The sequence below is a fragment of the Halomonas sp. DP8Y7-3 genome, from assembly GCF_019801675.1.
Taxonomy (GTDB): Bacteria; Pseudomonadota; Gammaproteobacteria; order Pseudomonadales; family Halomonadaceae; genus Halomonas; species Halomonas litopenaei_A.
Genome location: NZ_JAHVIO010000001.1, coordinates 311789 through 332694, shown reverse-complemented (window position 1 = coordinate 332694; position 20906 = coordinate 311789). Strand labels below are relative to the sequence as shown.

General features: G+C 65.7%; 9 protein-coding genes. All 9 read right to left on the bottom strand.

Annotation, left to right across the window (positions count from 1 at the left end; translation table 11 throughout):
• Nucleotides 1-8: 8 nt before the first annotated feature.
• The 9 genes from KUV86_RS01425 to KUV86_RS01385 all read right to left on the bottom strand — a co-directional run bounded on the left by KUV86_RS01425 (nt 9) and on the right by KUV86_RS01385 (nt 20857).
• A complete protein-coding gene (locus KUV86_RS01425) occupies nt 9-1481 on the bottom strand; it encodes a phosphatase PAP2/dual specificity phosphatase family protein (protein WP_222483350.1) in 1473 nt (490 codons plus the stop codon).
• The gene (locus tag KUV86_RS01420) at nt 1478-3253 is read right to left on the bottom strand and encodes a bifunctional alpha/beta hydrolase/class I SAM-dependent methyltransferase (protein ID WP_222483349.1); all 1776 of its coding nucleotides are present in this window, start codon (nt 3251-3253) and stop codon (nt 1478-1480) included. Before KUV86_RS01420 ends, KUV86_RS01425 begins: the two co-directional genes overlap by 4 nt.
• Complete coding sequence (locus tag KUV86_RS01415) at nt 3250-3963, bottom strand: CDP-alcohol phosphatidyltransferase family protein (protein WP_222483348.1); 714 nt, start codon at nt 3961-3963, stop codon at nt 3250-3252. The genes KUV86_RS01420 and KUV86_RS01415 overlap by 4 nt, the downstream gene beginning before the upstream one ends.
• A gap of 103 nt (nt 3964-4066) precedes the next feature.
• Nucleotides 4067-4831, bottom strand: coding sequence for a FadR/GntR family transcriptional regulator (locus KUV86_RS01410; protein WP_222163727.1), 765 nt, complete (start codon nt 4829-4831; stop codon nt 4067-4069).
• A gap of 89 nt (nt 4832-4920) precedes the next feature.
• A complete protein-coding gene (locus KUV86_RS01405) occupies nt 4921-7128 on the bottom strand; it encodes an HlyD family efflux transporter periplasmic adaptor subunit (RefSeq protein ID WP_222483347.1) in 2208 nt (735 codons plus the stop codon).
• 2 nt (nt 7129-7130) lie between these two features.
• Nucleotides 7131-8498, bottom strand: coding sequence for an HlyD family efflux transporter periplasmic adaptor subunit (locus tag KUV86_RS01400; RefSeq protein WP_222483346.1), 1368 nt, complete (start codon nt 8496-8498; stop codon nt 7131-7133).
• A complete protein-coding gene (locus tag KUV86_RS01395) occupies nt 8495-9364 on the bottom strand; it encodes an efflux RND transporter periplasmic adaptor subunit (protein WP_222483345.1) in 870 nt (289 codons plus the stop codon). The genes KUV86_RS01400 and KUV86_RS01395 overlap by 4 nt, the downstream gene beginning before the upstream one ends.
• Nucleotides 9354-10946: a TolC family protein gene (locus KUV86_RS01390; protein ID WP_222483344.1), complete on the bottom strand. Its 1593-nt coding sequence runs from the start codon at nt 10944-10946 to the stop codon at nt 9354-9356. Before KUV86_RS01390 ends, KUV86_RS01395 begins: the two co-directional genes overlap by 11 nt.
• 29 nt (nt 10947-10975) lie before the next feature.
• Nucleotides 10976-20857, bottom strand: a complete 9882-nt coding sequence (locus KUV86_RS01385) for a VCBS domain-containing protein (protein WP_222483343.1) — start codon at nt 20855-20857, stop codon at nt 10976-10978.
• Between the last annotated feature and the right edge of the window lie 49 nt (nt 20858-20906).

Genomic DNA, 20906 nt, shown 5'->3' with positions numbered 1-20906 from the left:
ATCCCGTCTCACCGCCTGGTGATCGGCTCTTGTAGGGCAGCGCCGTCTTTATCTTCGTTTTCGTTTAACGGCCATGGCGTCTTGTATGGCGTCTCGTATGACGTCTCGTATGGCGTCTCGTCGGCCCGTTCGACCAGCGCCTTGAGCGCTTGCCGGTGGGGGGCTCGCAGCACGCAGATGGGACGGGCCCCCCTGACGATCGAGATAGCGTCATCGACGCTGGCCGCCCGTCCACTGAGGAGCAACCAGGCGGCCACGGCGCTGGCGCTGCGCGATACCCCCAGGGCGCAGCACACCAGCACCGGTCCGTGGTGGCGATGCTGTTCGATGGCCTCTGCCGCCCGGCGCAGCTCGACAGCCGAGGCCACGGTCAGGTCAAGTACTGCCACAGGGGTGTAGGCCCGTCGCTGTGTGGGCGCCGACAGTTCAGCGCACAGATCGACCAGCGCCATGTCGGCAGCGGGCATCTGCCGCAGCGGTAGGCGGCCAATAAAGACCCCATCGCAGACCTCGTCGGGATGGGGCCGCCGCCGGGTCCACAGCCGTGAGTTGATCCAGGCGCCGACCAGATAAGGCGCCAGTAACAGTCGCGCCGCCAGCGACAGGCGGCCATCGTTGTCCTTCTGAAAGCCTGCCACGCCCAGCCACAGGTAGTTGAGGGCCACCAGCGAGAGCGACAGCGCCGGCCACTCTAGCCACCATGCCCAACCGTCCAGCGTACCTGTTCCCAGCGAACTTGTGCCGAGCAGGACCGCCAGTGCAGCGATCACGCCCGCGCCGATGGCGTAGCGTGCCGCCAGGCGTCGACGGGTCCGGTCATGGCTGAGCCTAGCCCGTTGCAGGGGGCCAGCGCCGCGGGATGGCCATAGCCACAGGCTGATGGCGCCGACGAGTGCCCCCGTGGGCACATCGATGAAGTGGTGCTGCCAGGTGGTCAGCACCGACAGGCCGATCAGCACGCACCAGCCGTGCAGCAGCCAGCGCCAGGCGGAGCTCCCCAGGCGCTGGGTGTAGGCGTGCCAGAGCACGACCAGCAGGGCGATGTGCAGCGACGGCGCCTGGTTGTAGGGCTGATCAAAGCTCATCAGCACATCGAACAGGGTGCCAAAGACGCCCTCCAGGGGTGGCCGCTCGAGACTGAAAGTCAGCGGGCAGGCCAGAAAGCCCAGTACGCACAGGGCCTGCACCGTCAGCAGGCGTCGCACCAGAGAGCTGAGCTGGCGGCGATCTTGAGGCAACAGCAGCACGCCCGCGGCGTACATCAGATCGATGGACCAGTAGGGCACGATGGTCCAGGGCAGCAGAGGGATTCCCCGTTCCCAGTCGAACATGATGCTGGGCAACGGCGCGCGCAGAGCGCTCAGGTGGTTGGTGAGGGCGTAGCTCGAGAAGAACACGACGCCCAGCAGCAACAGCCACAGGCCGGCTCTGACACGCAGACCCCAGCCGCTGGGAGCTCTCTGGCAATGTGGGGCGTTCATGGCGATATCCGGCGCGCCAGGATGACCGAGAAGATGCCCCAGGGATCGATCCGCTGGGTGACGATGGCAAAGCCGCAGGCGGCCAGCAGCTGGCGCATTTCGACCTGGCTACGACAGCGCATGACCCAGGGCTGTCCGTCCCGGTGGGAAGACAGCGCCCGGGCAATGAAGGACAGCTGCGGGTGCCAGGGCTGGTTGGTCACCACCAGCAGCGCCCCCGGCGCCATGGCCTCGGCAAGACCGCTGAGGGAGGCTCGCACCCTGGCGTTATCTGGGTACAGCTCGTACAGACCCGATACCACCGCCAGGGTCGGGGCGGGGGTCAGGCTGGCCAGACTGGCGCGGTCGAAGGCGTCGCCAGCCTCGAAGCGGACCCGTTGGGCCAGGGGCTGAGATGGGATCATTTCCTTGATCAGCGCCTGGCCGGCCGCGACATTGGTGGCGCTGTAGTCCCGCAGCAGGACGCTATCTGGCGCCTCGGACGCGTTTGCCAGGGCCGCCAGGGCCGACAGGATGTAGCGCCCGTGACCTGCCGCGATATCCACCAGGTGGACCTGCTGGCCGTTGTGGCGCAGCTCCCGGACGGCCTGCTCGATCAGCGCCTCCAGATGGATACGTCGCTGCCGGATGCCGCGCCAGCCGATGGCGTTCAGGTACACCCGGTCGATCAGCCGGCCCAGTCGGCTCGGGCTATCCGGGCGGTTGCGATAGACCTGGTCGAGCATCGAGCCTGAGTCGAAGCCGTGGTCGACGCCGACCTTGAGACTGTTCGATAGCCTTGCGCCTTGCTGCAGCGCCTTGCGCAGCAGCTGCCAGTAGCCGTGCTTGATCCCGCTCTTGGGCAGCGGTCGAGCGAGGGCCTCCGCCTCGGCGCAGCCGTTGCCGCCGAGATCGGCGTCCAGCCGGCTAAGGGCCTGTGACGGGCGGCTGAACTGGCGGCGAATGAAGCGCTGCATCGGCGCCAGGGCCAAGTGGCGATCCCGCTCACCCAGGGTATCGTGGAAGAACCCCTCTAAGCGGTGACACTCCTTGTCCGGATGGGGCAGGCGGGCGAAGAAGCGTTGTTGAACCTTGCGCTCGACCACCACATCGCGACCCGACAGCAGCAGCTGGATCGGGGTGTCGATGGTGGCGGCATCGGCGACCAGGCGATCGGAGGTGTCGCGCAGCCCGATCAGGATGCGTGCCGAAATCTGGCGGCTGATCAGGGGATCACTGTCGTAGCCTCGGCGACGTTTCAGATCGTGGGTGAGCAGGATTGAGCGAACATAGCTCTTGACGAAGACCCTGTCGCGAAAGCGGGTCGCCAGGCGCAGCGCGGGAAGCGCCAGGGGCACATACAGCTTCACCCGAAAGGCGGGGGCTGCGAGGATCGCGCCGCGCACCGGGGGAGCGTAGTCGTGCAGCCAGCAGGTGGCGACCACCGCGCCCACGCTCTGGGCGACCACCAGCAGATCGGCCACCGGGGTGCCGTGCTGGTCCTCGATATGCTCGACAAGGCTCTGCATATCTCGTGCGTAGGTAGCAAAGTCGGGGGCGTCGCCCCGCTCGCCATCGGACAGGCCGTGACCGCGGGCGTCCCAGGCAAAGAACGCCAGATCCGGCAGGTCGAGCTCCTCGACCAGGTGTGCCATACGCCCGCCGTGCTCGTGGCCCCTGTGAAACAGCAGCACCGCACCCTTGGACACTTCCCCGGTCGCTGGCCAATGGCGGTAGGCGATGCGCTGGCCATCATGGGCGACAAAGGCATGGGACTGTGCGGGGCGGCTCATTGGGCATGACCTTGACGGTCACTGCCTATACGGTCATTGCCTTTACGGTCATCGCCCTGACAGTCATCTGCCTGACGCTTATCAGCTTCGCCGGCGTTTGCCTCGGCGATTCCGCGGCGCACCCGGTGGCTGAGCGATACCAGCATCAGCGCGCTCATCAGCCAGAACACCGTAGCCACGACCCAGGGGGTGGTGAGCCCCAGGGCGATGGCCAGGGCAAGCAGGCCGATGACCAGCGCGCGATCACTCTTGCCCATGGGGCCATCGTAGCGGCGACTGGCGCCTACCAGCGGCCCCATGACGCCGGCGTATTCCACGATCAGGGCCATCACCAAGGCCACCAGCACCGGCAGCGGATGGGCGTCGGGGAGAAGGGCGAAGGGGACGAACAGGGCGGCGTCGGAGACAAGATCGCAGAGCTCGTTGAGGTAGGCTCCCAGGCGCGTCTGCTGGTGGTGTTCCCGGGCCAGCATGCCGTCCACCGCGTTGAAGGCCATGCGCAGCGGCAGCCATAGCGCGATCAGCAGGAACCAGCCCCGCGAGGCGTCGGGCTCTGCCGCCGTCAGGGCAACCACGCCCGCCACCAGCAGCGACAGCAGGGCGGCGGTTAACGTCACCTGGTTGGCGCTGACGCCGCGACCCTGCAGGCGGCGTACCAGCGGGCGCAGGAGCCCCTGAAAGCGGGGCTTCAAATCGTAGACCGAGGCCATGTCAAAGATCCTTTTGACGAAGCGGTGCTACCGGGTTTGGCAGCGTGCCGCGACCGCTTGCCAGCTTAGCATGGAGAGGCCTGGCCGGGGCCGGGGCGCGTGCTCAATCTAGTGGGGGAGGTTCCTGATCGCTGCCCAGTACGCTGTCGCCCGGCTGGATGCCAAGGGCGTCAGCGGTGCCGGCCAGCACTGCCTGGGCGGCACGGAAGGCGGCGTGGGGCTTGCGTGCACGAATCGCTTCCATCAATTCGCGGTGGCGCTCGAGGCTGGCCTCGGGGTCGCTGGCACTCTCGTTGGAGGATTCGATCAGCAGGTAGATCGATGGCCGCAGGATGTGCGACAGCTGGGACCATACGATATTGCGGGTGGCCTTGAAGATGGCCACGTGGAAGGCGATGTCATGGTCGCTGTGCAGCCGTTTGGCATCACCTTCCGCGGCATTCATGGCCCGTTCCATGCCCTCGAAGGCCTCCTCGATCGCGACCAGATCCCGGGCAGTGGCGCGCTTGGCCGCGGTCATCGCCACATAGGGCTCCACGTCCAGGCGGAAGCTCAGGATCTCGCGCTGGATCTCGGGGCTCGGCGAGGCGTAGCGGGTCATCCAGTCGGTGACCAGCGGATCAAGGATGTTCCACTCCTCGACGCTACGCACCTTGGAACCGTGACCTGAGATGCGCTCGATGATGCCGACGTCGACCAGCTGACGAATATCGCTGCGAACCGCTGAGCGGTTCAAGGCGAACTGCTCGGCCAGATCGACTTCCTTGGGCACGAAATCTCCGGGTCGATACTGGCCCGAGAAAATCGCTTCGGCCAGGTAGTCTGCCACGCTGGGGCGCTTGGGGGTGGTGCGGGATGTGACGGCCACAGGGTGACTCCTGGCGAATGTGCTGCTGATCCTAGCGAATGTACAACATAGTGACAATGTCGACGAAGGGCGGAGGGGCTTCTCCGTGCCTAGAATCCGCTCTCGCGAATCGCCACCGCCGCAAGCCAGGTGAAGAACTGGCCGGCCAGGCTCTCTCGTTCGGCGTCGACGTGGACCTGAGCCCGGCTGCGCCTGGCCTCGGGCCAGGGAGAAAGCAGGCGCACCTTTACCGCCACCCGACCATCGGCCAGGCGCAGGGTGTCCTGGGTCTGGTCAGTGGCGGGTTGAGTGCTCAGCGGTCCCCCATGGCGGGCCGCCAGGGACGGATGGGCGAGTTCCGTGGCGCGGGTTGCCCCGACACTCACCAGCTCTCCCTCGAGTGGTGTGAGCTGTCCTTCGGCAAAGATCCGCACCTTGGCGCCAGGGGTCAGCCGGTGGGCGTCATCCTGGGGCAGGTAGGCATCGACGAGCCAGCGGGAAGGATCCAGCAGCAGGCCCAGCGGCTGCTGGGGGGCGACCCACTGTCCCGGCGCCTGTTCGAGGTCGTGGCGTTGCCACACGCCGCTGAACGGTGCCCGCAGGGTGAGGCGAGACAGCTCTTGGCTGGCGGCTGCCTGATGACTCTCGTTGACGCGGTGCTGGGCCAGGGTTGCGGCGTCGCGGTCGAGCCCGTCGTCGGCGGCGAGCAGGCCGGCCAGTTCGGCATCCAGCCAGGCCATGGCCTGTTCACTGGAGCGTAGCTGGTGCTGGATATCCGGCTCCACCAGGCTGGCCAGCGCGGTGCCCTGGCTGACAGCACCTTCCGTCATAAGGCGCTCCAGGCGAGCGGGAAAGGGGGAATACACGGTCAGTTCGTGCTCGGCGTGAAGCAGTCCGGGACCGCTGACGCGAGTCTGCCAGGGCAGGCAAACCAGCACGACGGCCAGCGCCAGCGCCAACAGCCAGCCGAGGCGATGGCGGCGAGGGACGGCGCGGCGAGACGCCCACCAGTGAGAGAGTTCGCGAGACACGGGCATCAGGATAAACCAGGCAATTTCCACGGCGAAAAGGGCAATGCCCAGAGCCTTGAAGAACAGATGATAGACCGCCAGCGCAATCCCCAGGAACAGCAGCAGACGATAGATCCAGGTGGCGAAGGCGAACAGGATCAGGGCGCGGCGCTGGTGGGGCATGAACGGCTCAGGCCAGTCTTCGGACAGACCCAGCAGCCGGCGTCGTAGCCAGGTCCTGGCCTGGCCTCCGGCGCGCTCGTGCAAGTTGGGAAAGTCGAGCAGGTCGGACAGTACGAAATATCCGTCGAAGCGCATGAACGGGCTGGCATTGATCGCCAGTGACAGCACCCAGCTGGTGGTCGCCAGATACAGTAGCGCGCTGTTGAGTGGGCCGGGCTCGGTCAGCACCCAGCCGAGGGTGGCAACACCGGCCAGGCCCAGTTCCACCAGCATGCCCGCCGATGAGATCGCCAGACGCGAGCGACTGCGCCTGAGCTTCCAGCTCTCGCCGGTATCGGTATAGAGCATCGGCCAAAGCACAATGAAGGCGACCCCCATATGCGCCACCCTGACCCCCAAGCGGGTCGCGACCAGGGCGTGGCCGAGCTCGTGACAGGCCTTGGCCACCACCAGGGCCAGGGCGAAGCTGACGATACCGGAGAAGGAAAAGGCGTCCATCACCGCATGGGTGAACAGGTCCCAGCGCTTGATCACCAGGATCAGCCCGATCAGGCTCAGGATAAGCACGGCGCCGACCATGGCTCGGGTGAACAGCCACGGCAGCCGTCTTACCATGGCCTCCAGGAAATGCTGTGGGCGCACCAGCGGCAGGCGAAAGAACAGGTAATGATGCAACCACCAGGACAGGCTTTGCCAGGCGGCGCCGCGTTGCGCCTGCTGGGCGAGGCGTTGGCTGACCTCCGCCGTCGCCCGCAGTAAACGATGGTGATCCAGGAAATCGACCAGCGCCAGGACATCGCCTACCTCGGGCGAGAGCGCCGTGGCGGCGTCGATCTCATCGCAGAGACGACGAGGGCTGTGGCCCCAGCGAGTCAGGCATTCGAACTCCAGCCAACCGATGCGATAGAAGCGATTGGTGACGGGGTCCTGGATCGACCACTGTGGCTCGCCCTGGGCGTCTCGACCAGCGTCGTGCAGCTGCAGATCGTCGCGCAGGGGTGGCACCGGCTGGTGCTCGCGAGGATCTGCAGCCGACAGGCCCGGCGCGGTGGTGCTGAGCGTCACCGCAGCGGCCGAAGGCGTTCCGGCTGGGGCGGCTCCGCTGAAGGGCGGCGATGGGTGCATGACTACCACCCGGTCCAGGCCCGCAGGGTGGCCAGCGGCCGCCTCAGCAGGTAGTAACCCAGGCTGACGCGTTCACCATAGACCTTGGCCGTGCCGTGCAAGCCCAGGCGCGCCGGTGTGGCGTCGGCGTCGTCGAGACGCGCCAGCAGTCGGTAGGCATCGATGCCGTCGGCGTCCGGCTGGGTGGCGTAGCTGGTGCGTGTCAGCGTCGCCTTGAGCGGTGTCAGCGGCTGGGCACTCAGGAATACGGTGACTTCGGCACCCGGCGCCAGCGCGATGGCATCGGCCGCCGCCAGCTGAATCTCTACCGCCGGCTGAGCGGGGTCTGCCAGACGCAAGATGCGCTCGCCGGTGGTGACCGGGCGTCCCTCCCAATCGTCGCGGTCAGAGTAGACGGCGACCCCCGCTGCGGGGGCAACGACAAGGGTGCGTTCGAGGCGGGCCTCGATGGCTGTCAGCTCGGCCTGGCGCTGAGCCTGTTGCCCGCGTAAACGGGTCATGTCAGCCAGTCGGCTCCGATCATCGAAGGCCAGGTTGCCGGCGGCATCGAGCTCGGCCCTGGCGACGTCAAGCTGGCGTCTGAGCACTTCTGCGCGACTCTCCAGCTCGCTGCGGTCCAGGCGCAGCAGTGGCGTGCCGGCGTCGACGGCCTGGTTGGGCTCCACCAGCATGTCAGCGACCACCCCATCCAGCGGGCTGGTAATGGCGGTACTGTCGAGGGAGATGATCTCGGCCGGTGCCAGCGCGGACAGGCGTACTGGCAGCAGCAGGATGGCCACCACCGCCATCAGCACCAGCCACCACAGACGTCGTCTTGGCAGGCGCAGCGCCCGTCGGCGCGGTGCCAATGCTTGCCAGCAGTAGCGCCAGCTGTGGGCGAGCCCGGCCAGCTGCGGCCGCAGCGGTTCAGGCGGGGCCTGCTCGAGCAGAAACAGTGCCCAGGCGCGACCTGCAGGTCCTCGCGAGGTGGCAGGGTCGGCGGGGCTCAATGGCACCAGCCACAGCACCTCAGGCCACCACTGGGCCCAGCCCTCTGCCAGCGATGGAGGAAGGTCCAGCTGCTCGCGCAGCAGCAGCCTGGCCTCACTGGGCGAATAATGCTGGTCGACCCACACGCCCAGTGGCTCGACCCAGTTGAGAAAAGGCGTGCGCTCCTTGGGTGTGGCCAGCCCCGATACGCAATGGACTTGTACCTTGCTGGCGCTGCGCCGCTCCACCACCAGGGCCTGGCGAAAGCGCAGCAGGGGGTAGCTGTCGTTGGCGATGGAAAAGGCTAACTCCGTGCGCGTCGCGGCGGTCATGGCGCGGTCGCGCAGAGCCAGGACCAATGCCGGAAGCGACGCAGGTCGAGGCGTCTCGCTGGCACTCATGGGTTGTCCTGTGGCTCGGGAGTGGTGCTTTCCTGGGTGCTTTGATCGAGGGGGCTCTGGTCTAGAGTGCTCTGGTCGAGGGTGCTCTGGTCAGGAATGTTCGCGTCGGGGGCGTCCAGCAGGGCTCGCCCGGTCATGCCCGCCACCAGTTCCGGGTGGGCCTGGTCAAGCTCGGCTTCCAGCTCGACGGTCTGGGCGACAGCATCGATCCGGGCATTGATGGCGCTGAGAGTGGCGGCGTAGTGCTTGCCGGTCTCGCTGATGTTGAGGGTCAACGGCTGGCCGACGCTGAGCGAGGCCAAACTCGAGGACGGAGCGTTAAGGCGTACCTTGAGCGGCCCGTCGGCTACCAGGTCCAGAATCGGTGTGCCTGCCGACATGGTCTGAAACGGCTTCACATGCACCGCCGCGATGCGACCGCTGAACGGCGCGGTCAAGGTGCAGCGATCGCGCTGTGCAGCGGCCAGGTTGAGGGTGCTCTGGGCCTTCTCCACCTCGGCGCGGGCCAGGGCCACCTCCAGATCACCCACCGCGTCCAGTCGCCGCAGGCGGTCCTTGGCCTGGCTGTTGAGGCGGGCCACGCCCAGCTCGGTATTGGCCACGTTGACTCTGGCTTGCTCAATCCGACAGTCAAAGCGGGCCAGGGTATCGCCCTTCGCGACCTGGACGCCCAGGCTGACCGGCAGCTCTGACAGGGTACCTTCCATCTGGCTGGACAGGGTGGCATCGGTGTGGGGCGCGAGCAGGGCGCGCATGGCGCCCTGGTTGTCACTGGGCTGGGCCCAGGCGCCGCTGACGGTGGTACCCGCCAACAGGGCCGTGGTGATGAGCGCTGACAGCCGCGAGGGATGTCGTCTATACCGCATCGGTGGCACCTCCCTGGCCGTCGACAGCGGGTGCCGGACGCGGCTCGAGGGTCGGCCCCGGGGTGGTCGCCGCGGGTTGTCCTGGATGGGGCGCAATGATGCCCTGGCGCTCATGGGTGGTCATGGTGTTCTCGATCTCTCGCGCCAGGGTCTGAATGTCATGCTGGGCGATGGTCTCGGGCATCACGTCCAGTCCTACCGAATTGAACAGCCGACCCCAGGCCGCCTGGGCACGGGAATAGGCGGCTTCACGCTGATACTGGGACAGCAGGTAGCGGCTCTCGGCGCGGATAACCTCCAATTCGGAGCCGATGGATGAACTGGCGGCTGCCTTGGCGTAGGCCAGCAGATCCTCGTCTACGTCCAGGCTTTCATCGCTGTACTGGAGTTCTTCGCGGGCCAGGTGGTAGCGCAGGGCGCCAACGCGAACCTGGGTCAGCACGGCCATGGACAGCGCGGTACGCCTGAGATCATCGACACCGCCCTGGGTTTGCTGGGCATTGTCCAGATCCGGGTAGGACAGCAGCTTCAACAGATTCAGCGAGACGTTGACGCCGGTCTCGGTCCAGTCGTTGTTGTACAGGTAGTCGTTGGAATCGTACTGCACCCCAGCACTGACGGTGACATTGGGCCACAGGCGCAGCTTGGCCGCCTCCAGATCGTTCTGGTTGACCCGCTTGCGATACCACTCTTCCATGATCTCAGGACGGTGCTGCAGCGCCAGTTGTTCGAGACGCTCGATGTCGGTGACCTCGGGAGGCAGCGGCATCTCTGGCTCGTCGGCCAGGATCAGGCGAGTGCCAGGAGGCAGCGACATCAGCGCCGCCAGCTCGGTCTTGGCCAGCTCCAGGTCCTGGCGGCGTGCGGTCAGCAGGGTGGTGGAATCGAGCAGCGCTCGCTGGTAGGCCAGCACCTCCTGGCGGGGCAGCAGCCCCTGCCGCTGGGCTTCGCGGGCGGCGTCCAGGGCCACCTCGGTGCGCGCCAGCAGGACGTTCAACTGGGGAATCAGGCGCTGGGCGGCCAGCGCTCGCCAGTAGGCGTTGCGCACGTCGCGCAGCACATTCTGGGCGACCTTGCGGCGACGCTCCTCGGCCATCAGCATCTGATCGGCCTTCTGCTGGTTCTCGTAATAGGCCAGGCCGAAATCCAACAGGCTCCAGGACAAGCCGAGACCCGCGGTAGAGCGGTAGCGCTCCTCGGAGGTCGAGGGGCGCAAGCTTTCTTCGCCATCCTCGATACCGATGGAGGTGCCCCCTGAATCGTTGCTGCGGTCGCTGTACCCGGCTTCGGCAACGATCTGCGGCAGCAGCTCGTGACGCGATACGTCCCGCAGGTTCGACGCCAGCGCACTCTCCATCAGCTTGAGGCGATAGTCCAGGTTGTACTTCAGCGCGCGGGCGGCGGCTTCATAGAAGGTGACCGGCTGGTTCAGCGGCTCCTGCAAGCGATACATCTGAGCCTGATCGCTGATCGCCCGCTGGCGGATCTGATCGGCGTCGTAGGGCTGTGGCTCAAGGTTTGCACAGGCGCTGAGACCCAGGCCGGCGGTGACCGCCAGCGCCGGGAGGGTGAGTCGGTACATGCCGTTTCCTTGTCGTGACACTGTCATTGTTACGGGTCTCCGCGCAGTGGCGCAGTGGTGTCCGCCATGGCCAGCAGCTGCTGGCGGAAGCCACTGGCGGTCGCCGGTGCGGCCTCCTGCCGCTTGTCGGTGGCGTCGATGGGGTCGCTAGCCAGAGGAGTGTCGGCCAGCCATTGTGCTCCCTCGGGCAACGGCGGGCGACCGTCGAAGCGCTGTTGTTCGGTGGCTTGCGTGGGCGCTTGCTGTGCTTCCCCGGTGGCAGAGGCAGTGGCCGTGGTAGAGGGTGCGGCCGTGGCAGAGGAAGCGTCGGCATTGCCCAGTAGCTGCTCTCGCGTGGGGGCATACAGCGAGGGATCGGCCAGCAGTCCATCGGCGGTGAGGTCGGTACGGCCGTGTCGGCCCAACAGCTTGATCTGGTCGAGCTCGGCGAAGGCCCGACTGAGCGCCACGCCATAGGACACGTACTGGCCTTGAACCTGGCCCAGGCCTTCTGCCAAGGATGCAATACGCGTCTCGAAGGGGCGCACCAGCAGCGGCTGGCCACCATGGGACAGCCGCAGGTAGTCGGTGACCTGGCGATTGTTACGCTCGACCTCTGGGGTGACAAAGACCACCGGATCCAGGTCACCGAGCCCCTGGGTGCTAGGGGTGAGGCCTTCGCGATGCTGAAAATGGGGCCCGATATCGCCGCTCTTGATCGGGATGTAGGGGGCCGCAATGTCCAGGGTTAGCGTCAGGGTCGCGGTGTCGGTGGCTCCGGCGCGGTCCACCAGGGTGTAGACAAACGCCTCTTCAAGCACCGGGCCAAGGCCGCTGGCCCGCAGTACATCGGGGTTGGTGCGATCAATGAAGTAGCGATAGCTGCCATCGGCCTCGATGATCAGGGTGCCGTAGCGACCCTGCAGCGGCTCGCCGGCCTGGGCCGATACGCCTTGCTGGGAGACCGAGGCGACACGCTGGGTCTCGCCGTTCGCCGTGGCGTCAGGGTCGCTGTCGTTGGGCAGCACATTGCCGACGGCATCAGGTCGGCCAGCCCCACCTCCCGTATCGATGGCCTGACCGGCGTCATCGCGGGCGGTGGGGTCGTCATTGCGACCGTCGATTGTGATGGTCAAGGTGGCACTGCTGGCGCCTCCCCAGCGATCCGTCAGGGCGTAGGTGAAGCTTTCACTCAAGCTCTGGCCGCTGACACGCAGGGCCTGGACCCGTGGATCATCGTCGTCGACCGCATAGCGATAGCTGCCGTCGGCATTCATGATCAGACTGCCGTAACGTCCCTTGAGGGCGTTACCCAGGCTGCCCTCGGTGCCGTCGCCCGTCGCCACACCGGTGACGCTAAGGTTGGGGCCCAGCAGGTCGATGCCCAGATTGATATCACCGTCCACGTCGATATCGTTGGTCAGCACGTTGCCCACCGCATCCTGACCGGTCGTGGCGTTGTCGCGACCGCCGGCTTCCACCGCCAGGCCGCTGTCGTTGACCGGGTCCGGTGCCTGATTCTGGCCGCGCACGAAGACGGTCAGCTCTGCCAGGTCGGTCAGGCCAGCCAGGTCGCGGGCCTGATAGGTGAAGATATCGCGACGGAACTCCAGCGGGCCGAGACCGAGGATCTCGGCGTTGTTCTGGTCCACCTCGTACAGATAGCTGCCATCCCGGTTCAGGGTCAGGGTGCCGTACTGGCCCACCAGCACCACGCTGCCCCCGCTCAAGGCCGCCAGGCTGCCGCCGGAGGCCTCGCTACCAGGGCGGCCGCCGCTGACCGCCAGCCGGTCGCCGGCATCGATATCGCTGTCATTGGTCAGCACATTGCCGCTGGGGTTGCGCGCGCTGCCGTCTTCGTTGCGGGCCACCGCCAGGGCGATGTTATTCGACGCCACCGGGGCGTCGTCGCGGCCCTCGATGGTGATGGTCAAGCGGGCCGAGGTGGTCGCGCCGAGCGGATCGACCGCACGGTAGATGAACACGTCGGTGAGGGTGTCGTTGGCGGTCCTGAGGGCCTCCACCTGCGGGTTGCTGTTGTCGACGACGTAGCTGTAACTGCCGTCGCTATTGAGCGTCAGCGTACCGAAGCGACCCGCCAGCGCCTGCCCGGCAGACACCGTTGTGGTAGCGAAGCGCACCTGATCGACCGTGATGGCCTGGCCGTCGACATCACTGTCGTTGGTTAGCACGTTGCCGCTGGGGTCGGTGCCCAGGGTGCCATTGGCGGTGCCGCCGGCTTCTACCGCAACGGCCTTGTCGGCGACCAGGGTGGGCGGGTCGTTGGCACCCACCACGGTGACCACCAGCTCTGCCAGGTCGGTATTGCCCGCACTGTCACGAACCTGATAGGTGAAGGTCTCATTCAGGGTGTCGCCCACGGCCAGAGCCTGGACAGCGGTGTTGGCGCCATCGACCACGTAGCGATAGCCGCCATCAGCGGTAACGATCAAGCGACCGTACATGCCGTTCACGCTGGCACCGGCGCTGCCGACGACGCTGAGGCTGCCGCCAGCGCTCTCGCTGCCCGCGCGAATCCCGGCCACGCGCAGGGCGCCCTGGTCGACCGTGTCCACGTCACTGTCGACTTCGTCGCCGTCGTTGTCAGTGATCAGGTTGCCGCGGCCATCCACCGCCGCGGTCGACCCGTCGGTGGATGGCGCCTGAGCGCTGGTGCTGTTGTCGGTGGCGATGGGGGCGTCCTGAGCGCCGCGAATGGTGATGGTCAGCACCGCGGCGCCATCCAGGCCCAGGGCATCGGTGACCCGGTAGGTGAAGGTCTCCGACAGGGTGTCGCCGCTTGCCAGCGCCTCGACAGCCGGGACAGTATCATCGATGACGTAGGTGTAGCTGCCGTCGGGGTTGATGGTCAGGATGCCGTATTCACCCTCGATGTCGGTCGCGCCGCCGACGTCCACGAAGGAGCCCAGGATAGTGTCGCCGTTACGGATACCGGTGACGACTTTCGTCTCACCGAAGGCGTCCACGTCGGTATCGTTGTCGAGCACATTGCCTTTGCCATCCTGCCCGCCGGTGGCATTGGCGACGCCGCCTTTTTCGATGGCCACGGCGTTATCATCGACACCCACGGGAGCGTCATTGGCGCCTTCGATGGTGATGGTGATCGTGGCCTGGGACGACACCCCCGCGCGATCGCTGATTTTGTAGACGAAGATTTCGGGGTCGGGCAGCGGATCACCGCTCTGCCTCAGTGCCTCGACGGTGGGGTTGTCGTTGTCCAGCAGGTACTCTGCTGATCCATCGGCCCCGATCACCAGGGTGCCGTAGCGCCCCTGAATGCGGGTGGGCTGGGTCGGGTCGTCGCTGACCGCTTGCAGGGCACCGCCACTGACGCCTGCCTGAACCACCGTCAGCACGTCGGGGTCGGCATCGTTCAGGTCCACGTCGGTATCGTTGGCGACCACAAAGCCGTTGGGATTTACCCCATTGGTATTGAAGCGCCCCCCGGCCTCGATGGCGATGGCGGCATCATCTTTGGCGGTTGGGTCGTCATTGACCGCCAGCACCCTCAGGGTCAGGCGGTCGGTGGTAGTGAGGGCGTCCTCGGGGTCCTCGCCCGGGGTGCCGTTGGGACTGTCAGGGCTGTCTCCGGTGTTGGCGTTGTCGTCTGTGGTGATGGTCAGCGTCACGTCGCCGTTGGCGTCGGTGGCGCCCTGATAGCTCAAGGTGGCAAGGGCCGCGTTGATATCAGCCAGGGTCCCCTCGATGGTGATCGTGGTGCTGCCACTGCCGCTGATATTGGTGCTGATAGTGGCGTTCCCGCCGCCCTGATTCAGGGTCAGAGTGCCAGCGGGTACGCTCAGGGTCGTGGTCAGTACGCTGGCGGCGAGGGCGTCCGGGTCGCTGACGCTGATGCCGGGGATCGCGAACTCGGTGTCTTCATTGCCACTGACCGGCGAGGCCGGCAAGGTGTGCACAGGACCGTCGTTAAGGCTGACGTAGCCGATGTCCGCAGCGCGATTGTTGCTGCCACCGGCGCTGATGCTGACGTCGACCCGGGACAGAGTGCCGTCGCCGAAGCTGCCGTCGTCGGAGTCGATGCGCGCCCGTAGTTCGCCCAGGTCATCGTCGGTCAAGCGCTCGCTGGCCGAGATGCGATAGTTGCCCGAGGGCAGCACCCCGAAGGAGTAGTTGCCGTTTGCATCTGTCAGGGTGGTAAAGGTGAGGTCATCGACGTCGTCGAAGTCGCCGTCGTTGTTGCCATCCCAGGTAAGGGTGACGGTGACGCCAGCCAGGCCGGTACCGTCGGGTGTGGTGCTGGTGTCGGCACTGAGGGTGTCATCCCACAGGGTGCCGCTGATCACGCCTAGGCTGGCGCTGGCCGTCAGCACATAGTCATTGAGTCCACCGCTGCCGTCATCGCCGGTGCGCTCGCCATCTGCCTCGCTGTCGGTACCCACGCTGCTGCCGCCGAAGTCGGTAAAGGCGCCGCCGTCCGCCTCGGCGGCGTCGGGTAGGCTCGACCAGATCAGCTGTGCCTGGGCATCGACGACCTGCGTGTTATTGGGTACCTCGACACGATAGACGATGCTGACCTCGGTGCCCGGATCGAGCTGGGCAAAGGTCACACTGATGCCTGACCCCGAGGCGGTGGCGGTGACGCCATCCGGCAAGTCGGACAGGGAATAGGTCTGGCCGTCGATGACGATGCGGTCGATGACGTAGTTGCTGCCCCATGGAAAGGCGTCGGTCAGCACCACGTCGTAGGCCGGCATGCCGCCGTCCTGCTCGAAGCTGACCTGGACGGTCGCCGAGCCATCACCGCCGCCAATGCTGGGATTGAACGCCTCCACGGTCTTGGTCATGTCGGTAAAGGAAGGCTCGGCGATCACCTGGGTCAAGGTCTGGGAGCCGAAGGCTGCGTCGTCGCGGTTCTCGGTGACGGTCAGACCGAGTTCCGTGCCTGTCTGGTTGGCACTGGCGTTGTCGACGCGGACATTAAACTCCAGCGAGATGCCCTCCCGGTCGCTATCGTTGCCATCATTGATGAGCAGGTTCCCTAGGCTGATCGTCAGGGTGCGTCCACCATTGGTGATGGCATAGAGGCCGCTGGCTAGCTCAGTGTTCAGTCCATTGGAGAGGTCCGGATTGATCAGTCCAGCCTCGGGAGATTGTCCGTTGCCGCTGATCGCATAAGGACTCAGGTCGATGGGGTCGCCGGTGGTGGGATCGGTACTGGTAATGCTGCCATTGTTGGAGAGGACCGCCATCAGGATGTTGTTGGCGGTTTCGGGAAGAATGGTCAGTCCCTCATCGACCTCAATAACGAGCTGATAGTTGGTGATGGAACCTTCCGGCAGCAGCGCCACGACCCGATAGCGGATGATCTCACCTACTGCGACATCTTCGAACTCGGCGTTGGTGGGATCCGCGGCATCTGTGCCCTGCATGCCGCCAACTCTCGACACCAGCAGCGTCTGGGCAATGGGAATTTCCAGGGTATCGACGTTACGGTAATCGTTGATCACACCGGTGAAGATGGCGCCGTCACTGCCGTCGCGCTCTTCCCCGGCGCTGGTGGTGGTCTCGTCATTCAGGCTGGTCCAGTCGACCCGCGCTACCGAGGTCAGGTTGGCCAGGTTGACGGCGGTAGCGCTGGCGGTGCCCTGAATGACCAGGGTGATGGTCTGTGACGAGCGCAGGTCGACGTCACTGCCGGCCTTTAGGCGCAGGCTGGTGCCGATGATCTCGAAGTCGGCGAGACTTGGGCCCGTAGCGTCGCTGAAGCTGACCGAGGCCAGGCTCGGGCTGTCCAGCTCCGTCGGCAGGGCGACCGACAGGTCGAGGTCGAAGGCGCCGAAAATGGAAACGTTGGTCAGCACCACGGTGTACTCGATGGCGTCGCCGGCATCGATACCGAGGCCTGGGTCGGCCGGTATCGTCAGCGTCTGCTCGACGGTGACGGCGGGCTCCACCAGGGTGGTGGTGGGACCTTCACCAGACTGGCTGACGTTGCGCTCCACGGCGGTGCTGCCGTTGACCTCGTCGCCGTCGGCGTCCTGATAGCTCAAGCTGGCCTTGTGCTCGTGGGTAAAGTTGGGGTTGCTATTCTCGCTGTTGTCCTGGTTGTTAAGGGTGTTGGTGGCAATCAGCCGCACGCGCAGCACAAAGGTATTGTTGCCGGCATCGTTATCGGCGCTGGCACTGGCGGCGGTGAAGGTAAACAGACCATCGATACCTTCGCCGCCCAGGGTTCCGCCATCACCGGTGAACCCGCTGATGGTCAGGCTGCCGGCAAAGTCGGCGCTGAGATTGCCGCTGCCGGCGGCGTCGGTGATCAGCAGATAGCCGGCATCGCCATTGAAGGTGGTGTCCAGCGCCATGCCCGGCGGGATCAGGTCGGAGATGCGCAGGTTCTGGGTGCCGCCCTCCGGCAAGGTGACGACGATGTCATAGAGCATGGACTCGCCAACCACCAGGTTGGCGCCGCCGGTGTGGGACTCGCTGGAATCGTCGGCGGTGGCGCTGCCGCCGTCGGCAAAGGTGGTAGTGATGGTCGGTGCCGCCACCTGCTGGGTAGCGTCGTCACTCAGATCGGTGGCGGTGAAGTCGGGACCGCCGTTGGTGCTGGCGTAGTAGTTCAGGGTGGCGGTGGTGCCGAGGGTACGGCTGGCGGCCACCGCCGAGGCCACGATCACATCGTAGGTGATGACGATGATGTTACGGCCGGCGGCGTCGCTGGCGCTACCATCGCGCCCCGCCTGGAGCGTTGCCTGACCTCCGGCGTCCAGCAAGGTAATGGTAGTGCCACTGACGCTGTAGTCCGTGCCTTCGGTAAGCACCGTGCCATCGCCCAGGGTCAGGATCAGATTGGCGGAGGCCAGGCTGCCGCCCACGAATGCCAGGTCGGCGGGGAGCTCGATCGAGGTCGCCACATCGAAGGCGCCGCCGCCGCCGGTGTTTTCCAGCAGGGTGGCCAGGCGCAGGGTGTCACCGGCGTCGATGTCGGTGACGTCGCCGTCCACCGCCGCGGGATCAGTGATGCTGCCGGTGAACGGCGCCCCCGAGGTGCCCGGGGCATTCCAGCTGCCGCTGGTGCCGCTGACGCTGCCGTTGGTCGAGGACACCACTCCGTGGGTGATGGAGACGACCGGCTCGGCCACCGACTGCACCTTCACCACGTCCTGGGAGATCAGTTCGGTCTTGTCGATTGTGGTGGTCTGGCGCGATTCGGCCAGCACATCCAGCGAGCGGCCATCGGCGAAGGGCTGGTTGCCTACCGTCATGGTAAAGCTGACGGCGATGGTGCTGGCCTGGGTGGCGCTGAGATCGTCGAAGGTAAAGATGATCGAGTTGCCAGGGCCACTTTCGACACTGGCGATACTGCCCGTCCAAGTGTTGTCCGGGTGCATAGACCAGGAACCCGGAGGGTTGAGGCCGTTCCAGTCGGTGCCGACCACGCCGGTGTCCAGCAGCGGCAGCGGCAGGTAGGCGATAAGCTGGAATCCCTCGTGGTCGCCGGTGATCAGGTCATAGCTAAGGGTGAAGGTGACCTCATCGCCGGGGGCCAGCTCGGTCACGCCTCCTTCAATGGCAATGTCCACGTCGCTGACCGGAACGGTCAGGTTGGTGCTGGAATTATCGGCTTCACTGAAGCCCGTCAGGTTATTGGCATCGTAGAGCAGGGTGGCATTTACCTGCGCCGAATTGCCGATGCTGTCCCCTTCGTTAATATCTGGATGATCGGTCACGCCGACGTAGGCCTGATCCACCACCGCCCGATAGCCGATGACGGCCCGGGTCGCACCGGCATCGATCACATTGTCGAAGGCCGCGTCGCCCGCCAGCCAGGCCTGGTCGCCAAGGGCCTTCCGGATCGACTCGGCGATATCGAAGACCAGGGTGGTGGTGCCGTCGGTGTTGGTGGTGGAGGTGACGTCCAGCTCGATGGTGGTGGCATTGGTGCCGCTATATAGCGTCAGGGTCGGAGCACCGGTCAGCGTCTGTCCGTCACCGAGTGAGTCGGTCACGATAAACTGACCTTCCAGCTGGGTGTCCTTGCCGAAGGCGAAGTAGTCTGACAGCGCCACCTCCAGCTGGTATTCCAGGGTATCGCCAGGGGTCAGACCGCTGGACCCGGTATCCACCACCACTGACGCACTCTTCTCTACGGTCAGCGACTTGGCGACAAAGCTGATCTCATCGCCGGTACCCGCAAAGCTGACCTTGCCGTCAGGATCGTTGGGGTCCCTGTCTCGGCTATCCAGGGGAAGCCAGACACCGGCGCCGCTGGGGGCGCCGAAGGTGATGGTCTCTTCATTGCCGTTGGCCGGATCCAGGATAGCGTTACCGTCGGCATCGTACTCCGGCACGAAGAAGTCCACCCGACTGGATTGGGCCTCGGTGAGACTGTCGTAGGTCACGGTGTAGGAGGTGATAAAGGCATCGCCATCGATGGCCCGCTGGATCAGGTCAGGACGCACCAGCGTCAGTCCACTCGCCAGGGTGATCGAGGTCAGGGTGCCAGCGCCGGGGTCGATGGCGGTGACTTGCACATTGGTCGGGATCGGCTGGGTGATGACCACGTCGGTCAGGGTCTGAGCGGTAATACCGGCGCCGGCCGGCCGCACCGTGGTGACCAGGCTGTGAGGATAGTTTTCACCGGTGGTGGTATCGCCCTCGCTCATGTTGAGGGTCTGCTCCACCGCGATCACCGTGGGGGTGATGGTAAAGGCGACCGCGCTGCCAAGCAGGGTGGGATCCTGCTCGGGGTTCGACTGGGCATCATTGCCAAGCTCGAAGCCAGCCAGGGCCTGGATCACCAGATCCGGACTGCCATTGGTCTGGGCGGTGTCGGCCAGGGCGCTCAAGCGGCCGGTAAAGGTCACCTCGATATCGGGCTGCTCGGCGGTCAGACTGGCAAAGGGAAGGGCGACGACGATAAGGGTATCGCCGGCGCGAGCACCGAAGTCTGCCGCATTGATGACCAGCGGCTGGCCGTCACTGCCGCGGGCCAGAGGATGCTCTGCCTGGCCGTTGGCGTCGAAGGTGACGCTCAACAGATCCAGCTGGCCTCCCAGGTAACTCGCTGAGGTGATGGTGATCCCGTCATCCACCGCGGCGCCAGCGCCGTCCTTGCCGGTGGCTGGCACCACCAGCTGAACGAAGGGCGCATAGCCTTCCTGGGCACTGGAGGCGTTGGATACGTTGACGCTGAACTCGAAGGTTTCGCCGAGGGGCACCTGAGCGCTGGAGGCCGGTAGGTCGGCCACCGGCTGCGCATCCGCCAGCAGGCCATCGAGGCTTGCGAGGGCCGCGACCGCCACCCCACGGTCGTCGTCTAGTTCGCCCAGCTGACGCTCGAGGACCCAGTCGCCTCCCTCCAGCGCACTGCCGGTATTGTCGCTGGAGGCGCCGACGTCCATGCCGGTGGCCTCGGACAGATTCTCGAGAAAGGCTACGCCATGGTCGCTGGCCGCGACCCGGCAGCCGTACAGCAGCAGGTCAGCGTCGGCGCTGAGGGCATCGCGCCACTGGCCAAGCTGTTGGTTGAAGTCCGACAGGGTCTGGCTGCTGATCAGGGTATTGCCAAGCTGGAACTGGCCATCGCTACCGTGACTGAAGATCTCGATGCTCTGCACCTGATCCATACCGGCCAGGGCGGAGGTGATGGCGGCCACGCCGTTCTCATCGCTATCTACCACGATCCATTCGGCGTCATCGGCAAGGCCGTTGCGAATCGCCTGGCGCTGCTGATCGCTAAGACGGGCATCTAATACCACCAGATGTCGCGCATTCGTGCTGCGTGCCCCCTCGCCATCGCTTTGACTCGCAGGAGTGACGGCGACCTTGTCCTTGTCGCCAGTGTCCTGCTGCTGGTCGCTGTCAGCGTGATCGGCGCTGGCGGCCATGGCGCCGTCGAACAGCAGGCGTGGCTCCAGCGCGATACGTCGTGTACGAGATCCCTTCATACGGTCTCCTGCCGTCTTGGCTGGTCATCTTGCACACTAAAGATGACCA

Excerpts from the sequence above, each read along its gene's own strand:
- KUV86_RS01425 (WP_222483350.1), bottom strand. The coding sequence starts at position 1,481 with ATGAACGCCCCACATTGCCAGAGAGCTCCCAGCGGCTGGGGTCTGCGT.
- KUV86_RS01420 (WP_222483349.1), bottom strand. The coding sequence starts at position 3,253 with ATGAGCCGCCCCGCACAGTCCCATGCCTTTGTCGCCCATGATGGCCAG.
- KUV86_RS01415 (WP_222483348.1), bottom strand. The coding sequence starts at position 3,963 with ATGGCCTCGGTCTACGATTTGAAGCCCCGCTTTCAGGGGCTCCTGCGC.
- KUV86_RS01405 (WP_222483347.1), bottom strand. The coding sequence starts at position 7,128 with ATGCACCCATCGCCGCCCTTCAGCGGAGCCGCCCCAGCCGGAACGCCT.
- KUV86_RS01400 (WP_222483346.1), bottom strand. The coding sequence starts at position 8,498 with ATGAGTGCCAGCGAGACGCCTCGACCTGCGTCGCTTCCGGCATTGGTC.
- KUV86_RS01395 (WP_222483345.1), bottom strand. The coding sequence starts at position 9,364 with ATGCGGTATAGACGACATCCCTCGCGGCTGTCAGCGCTCATCACCACG.
- KUV86_RS01390 (WP_222483344.1), bottom strand. The coding sequence starts at position 10,946 with ATGTACCGACTCACCCTCCCGGCGCTGGCGGTCACCGCCGGCCTGGGT.
- KUV86_RS01385 (WP_222483343.1), bottom strand. The coding sequence starts at position 20,857 with ATGAAGGGATCTCGTACACGACGTATCGCGCTGGAGCCACGCCTGCTG.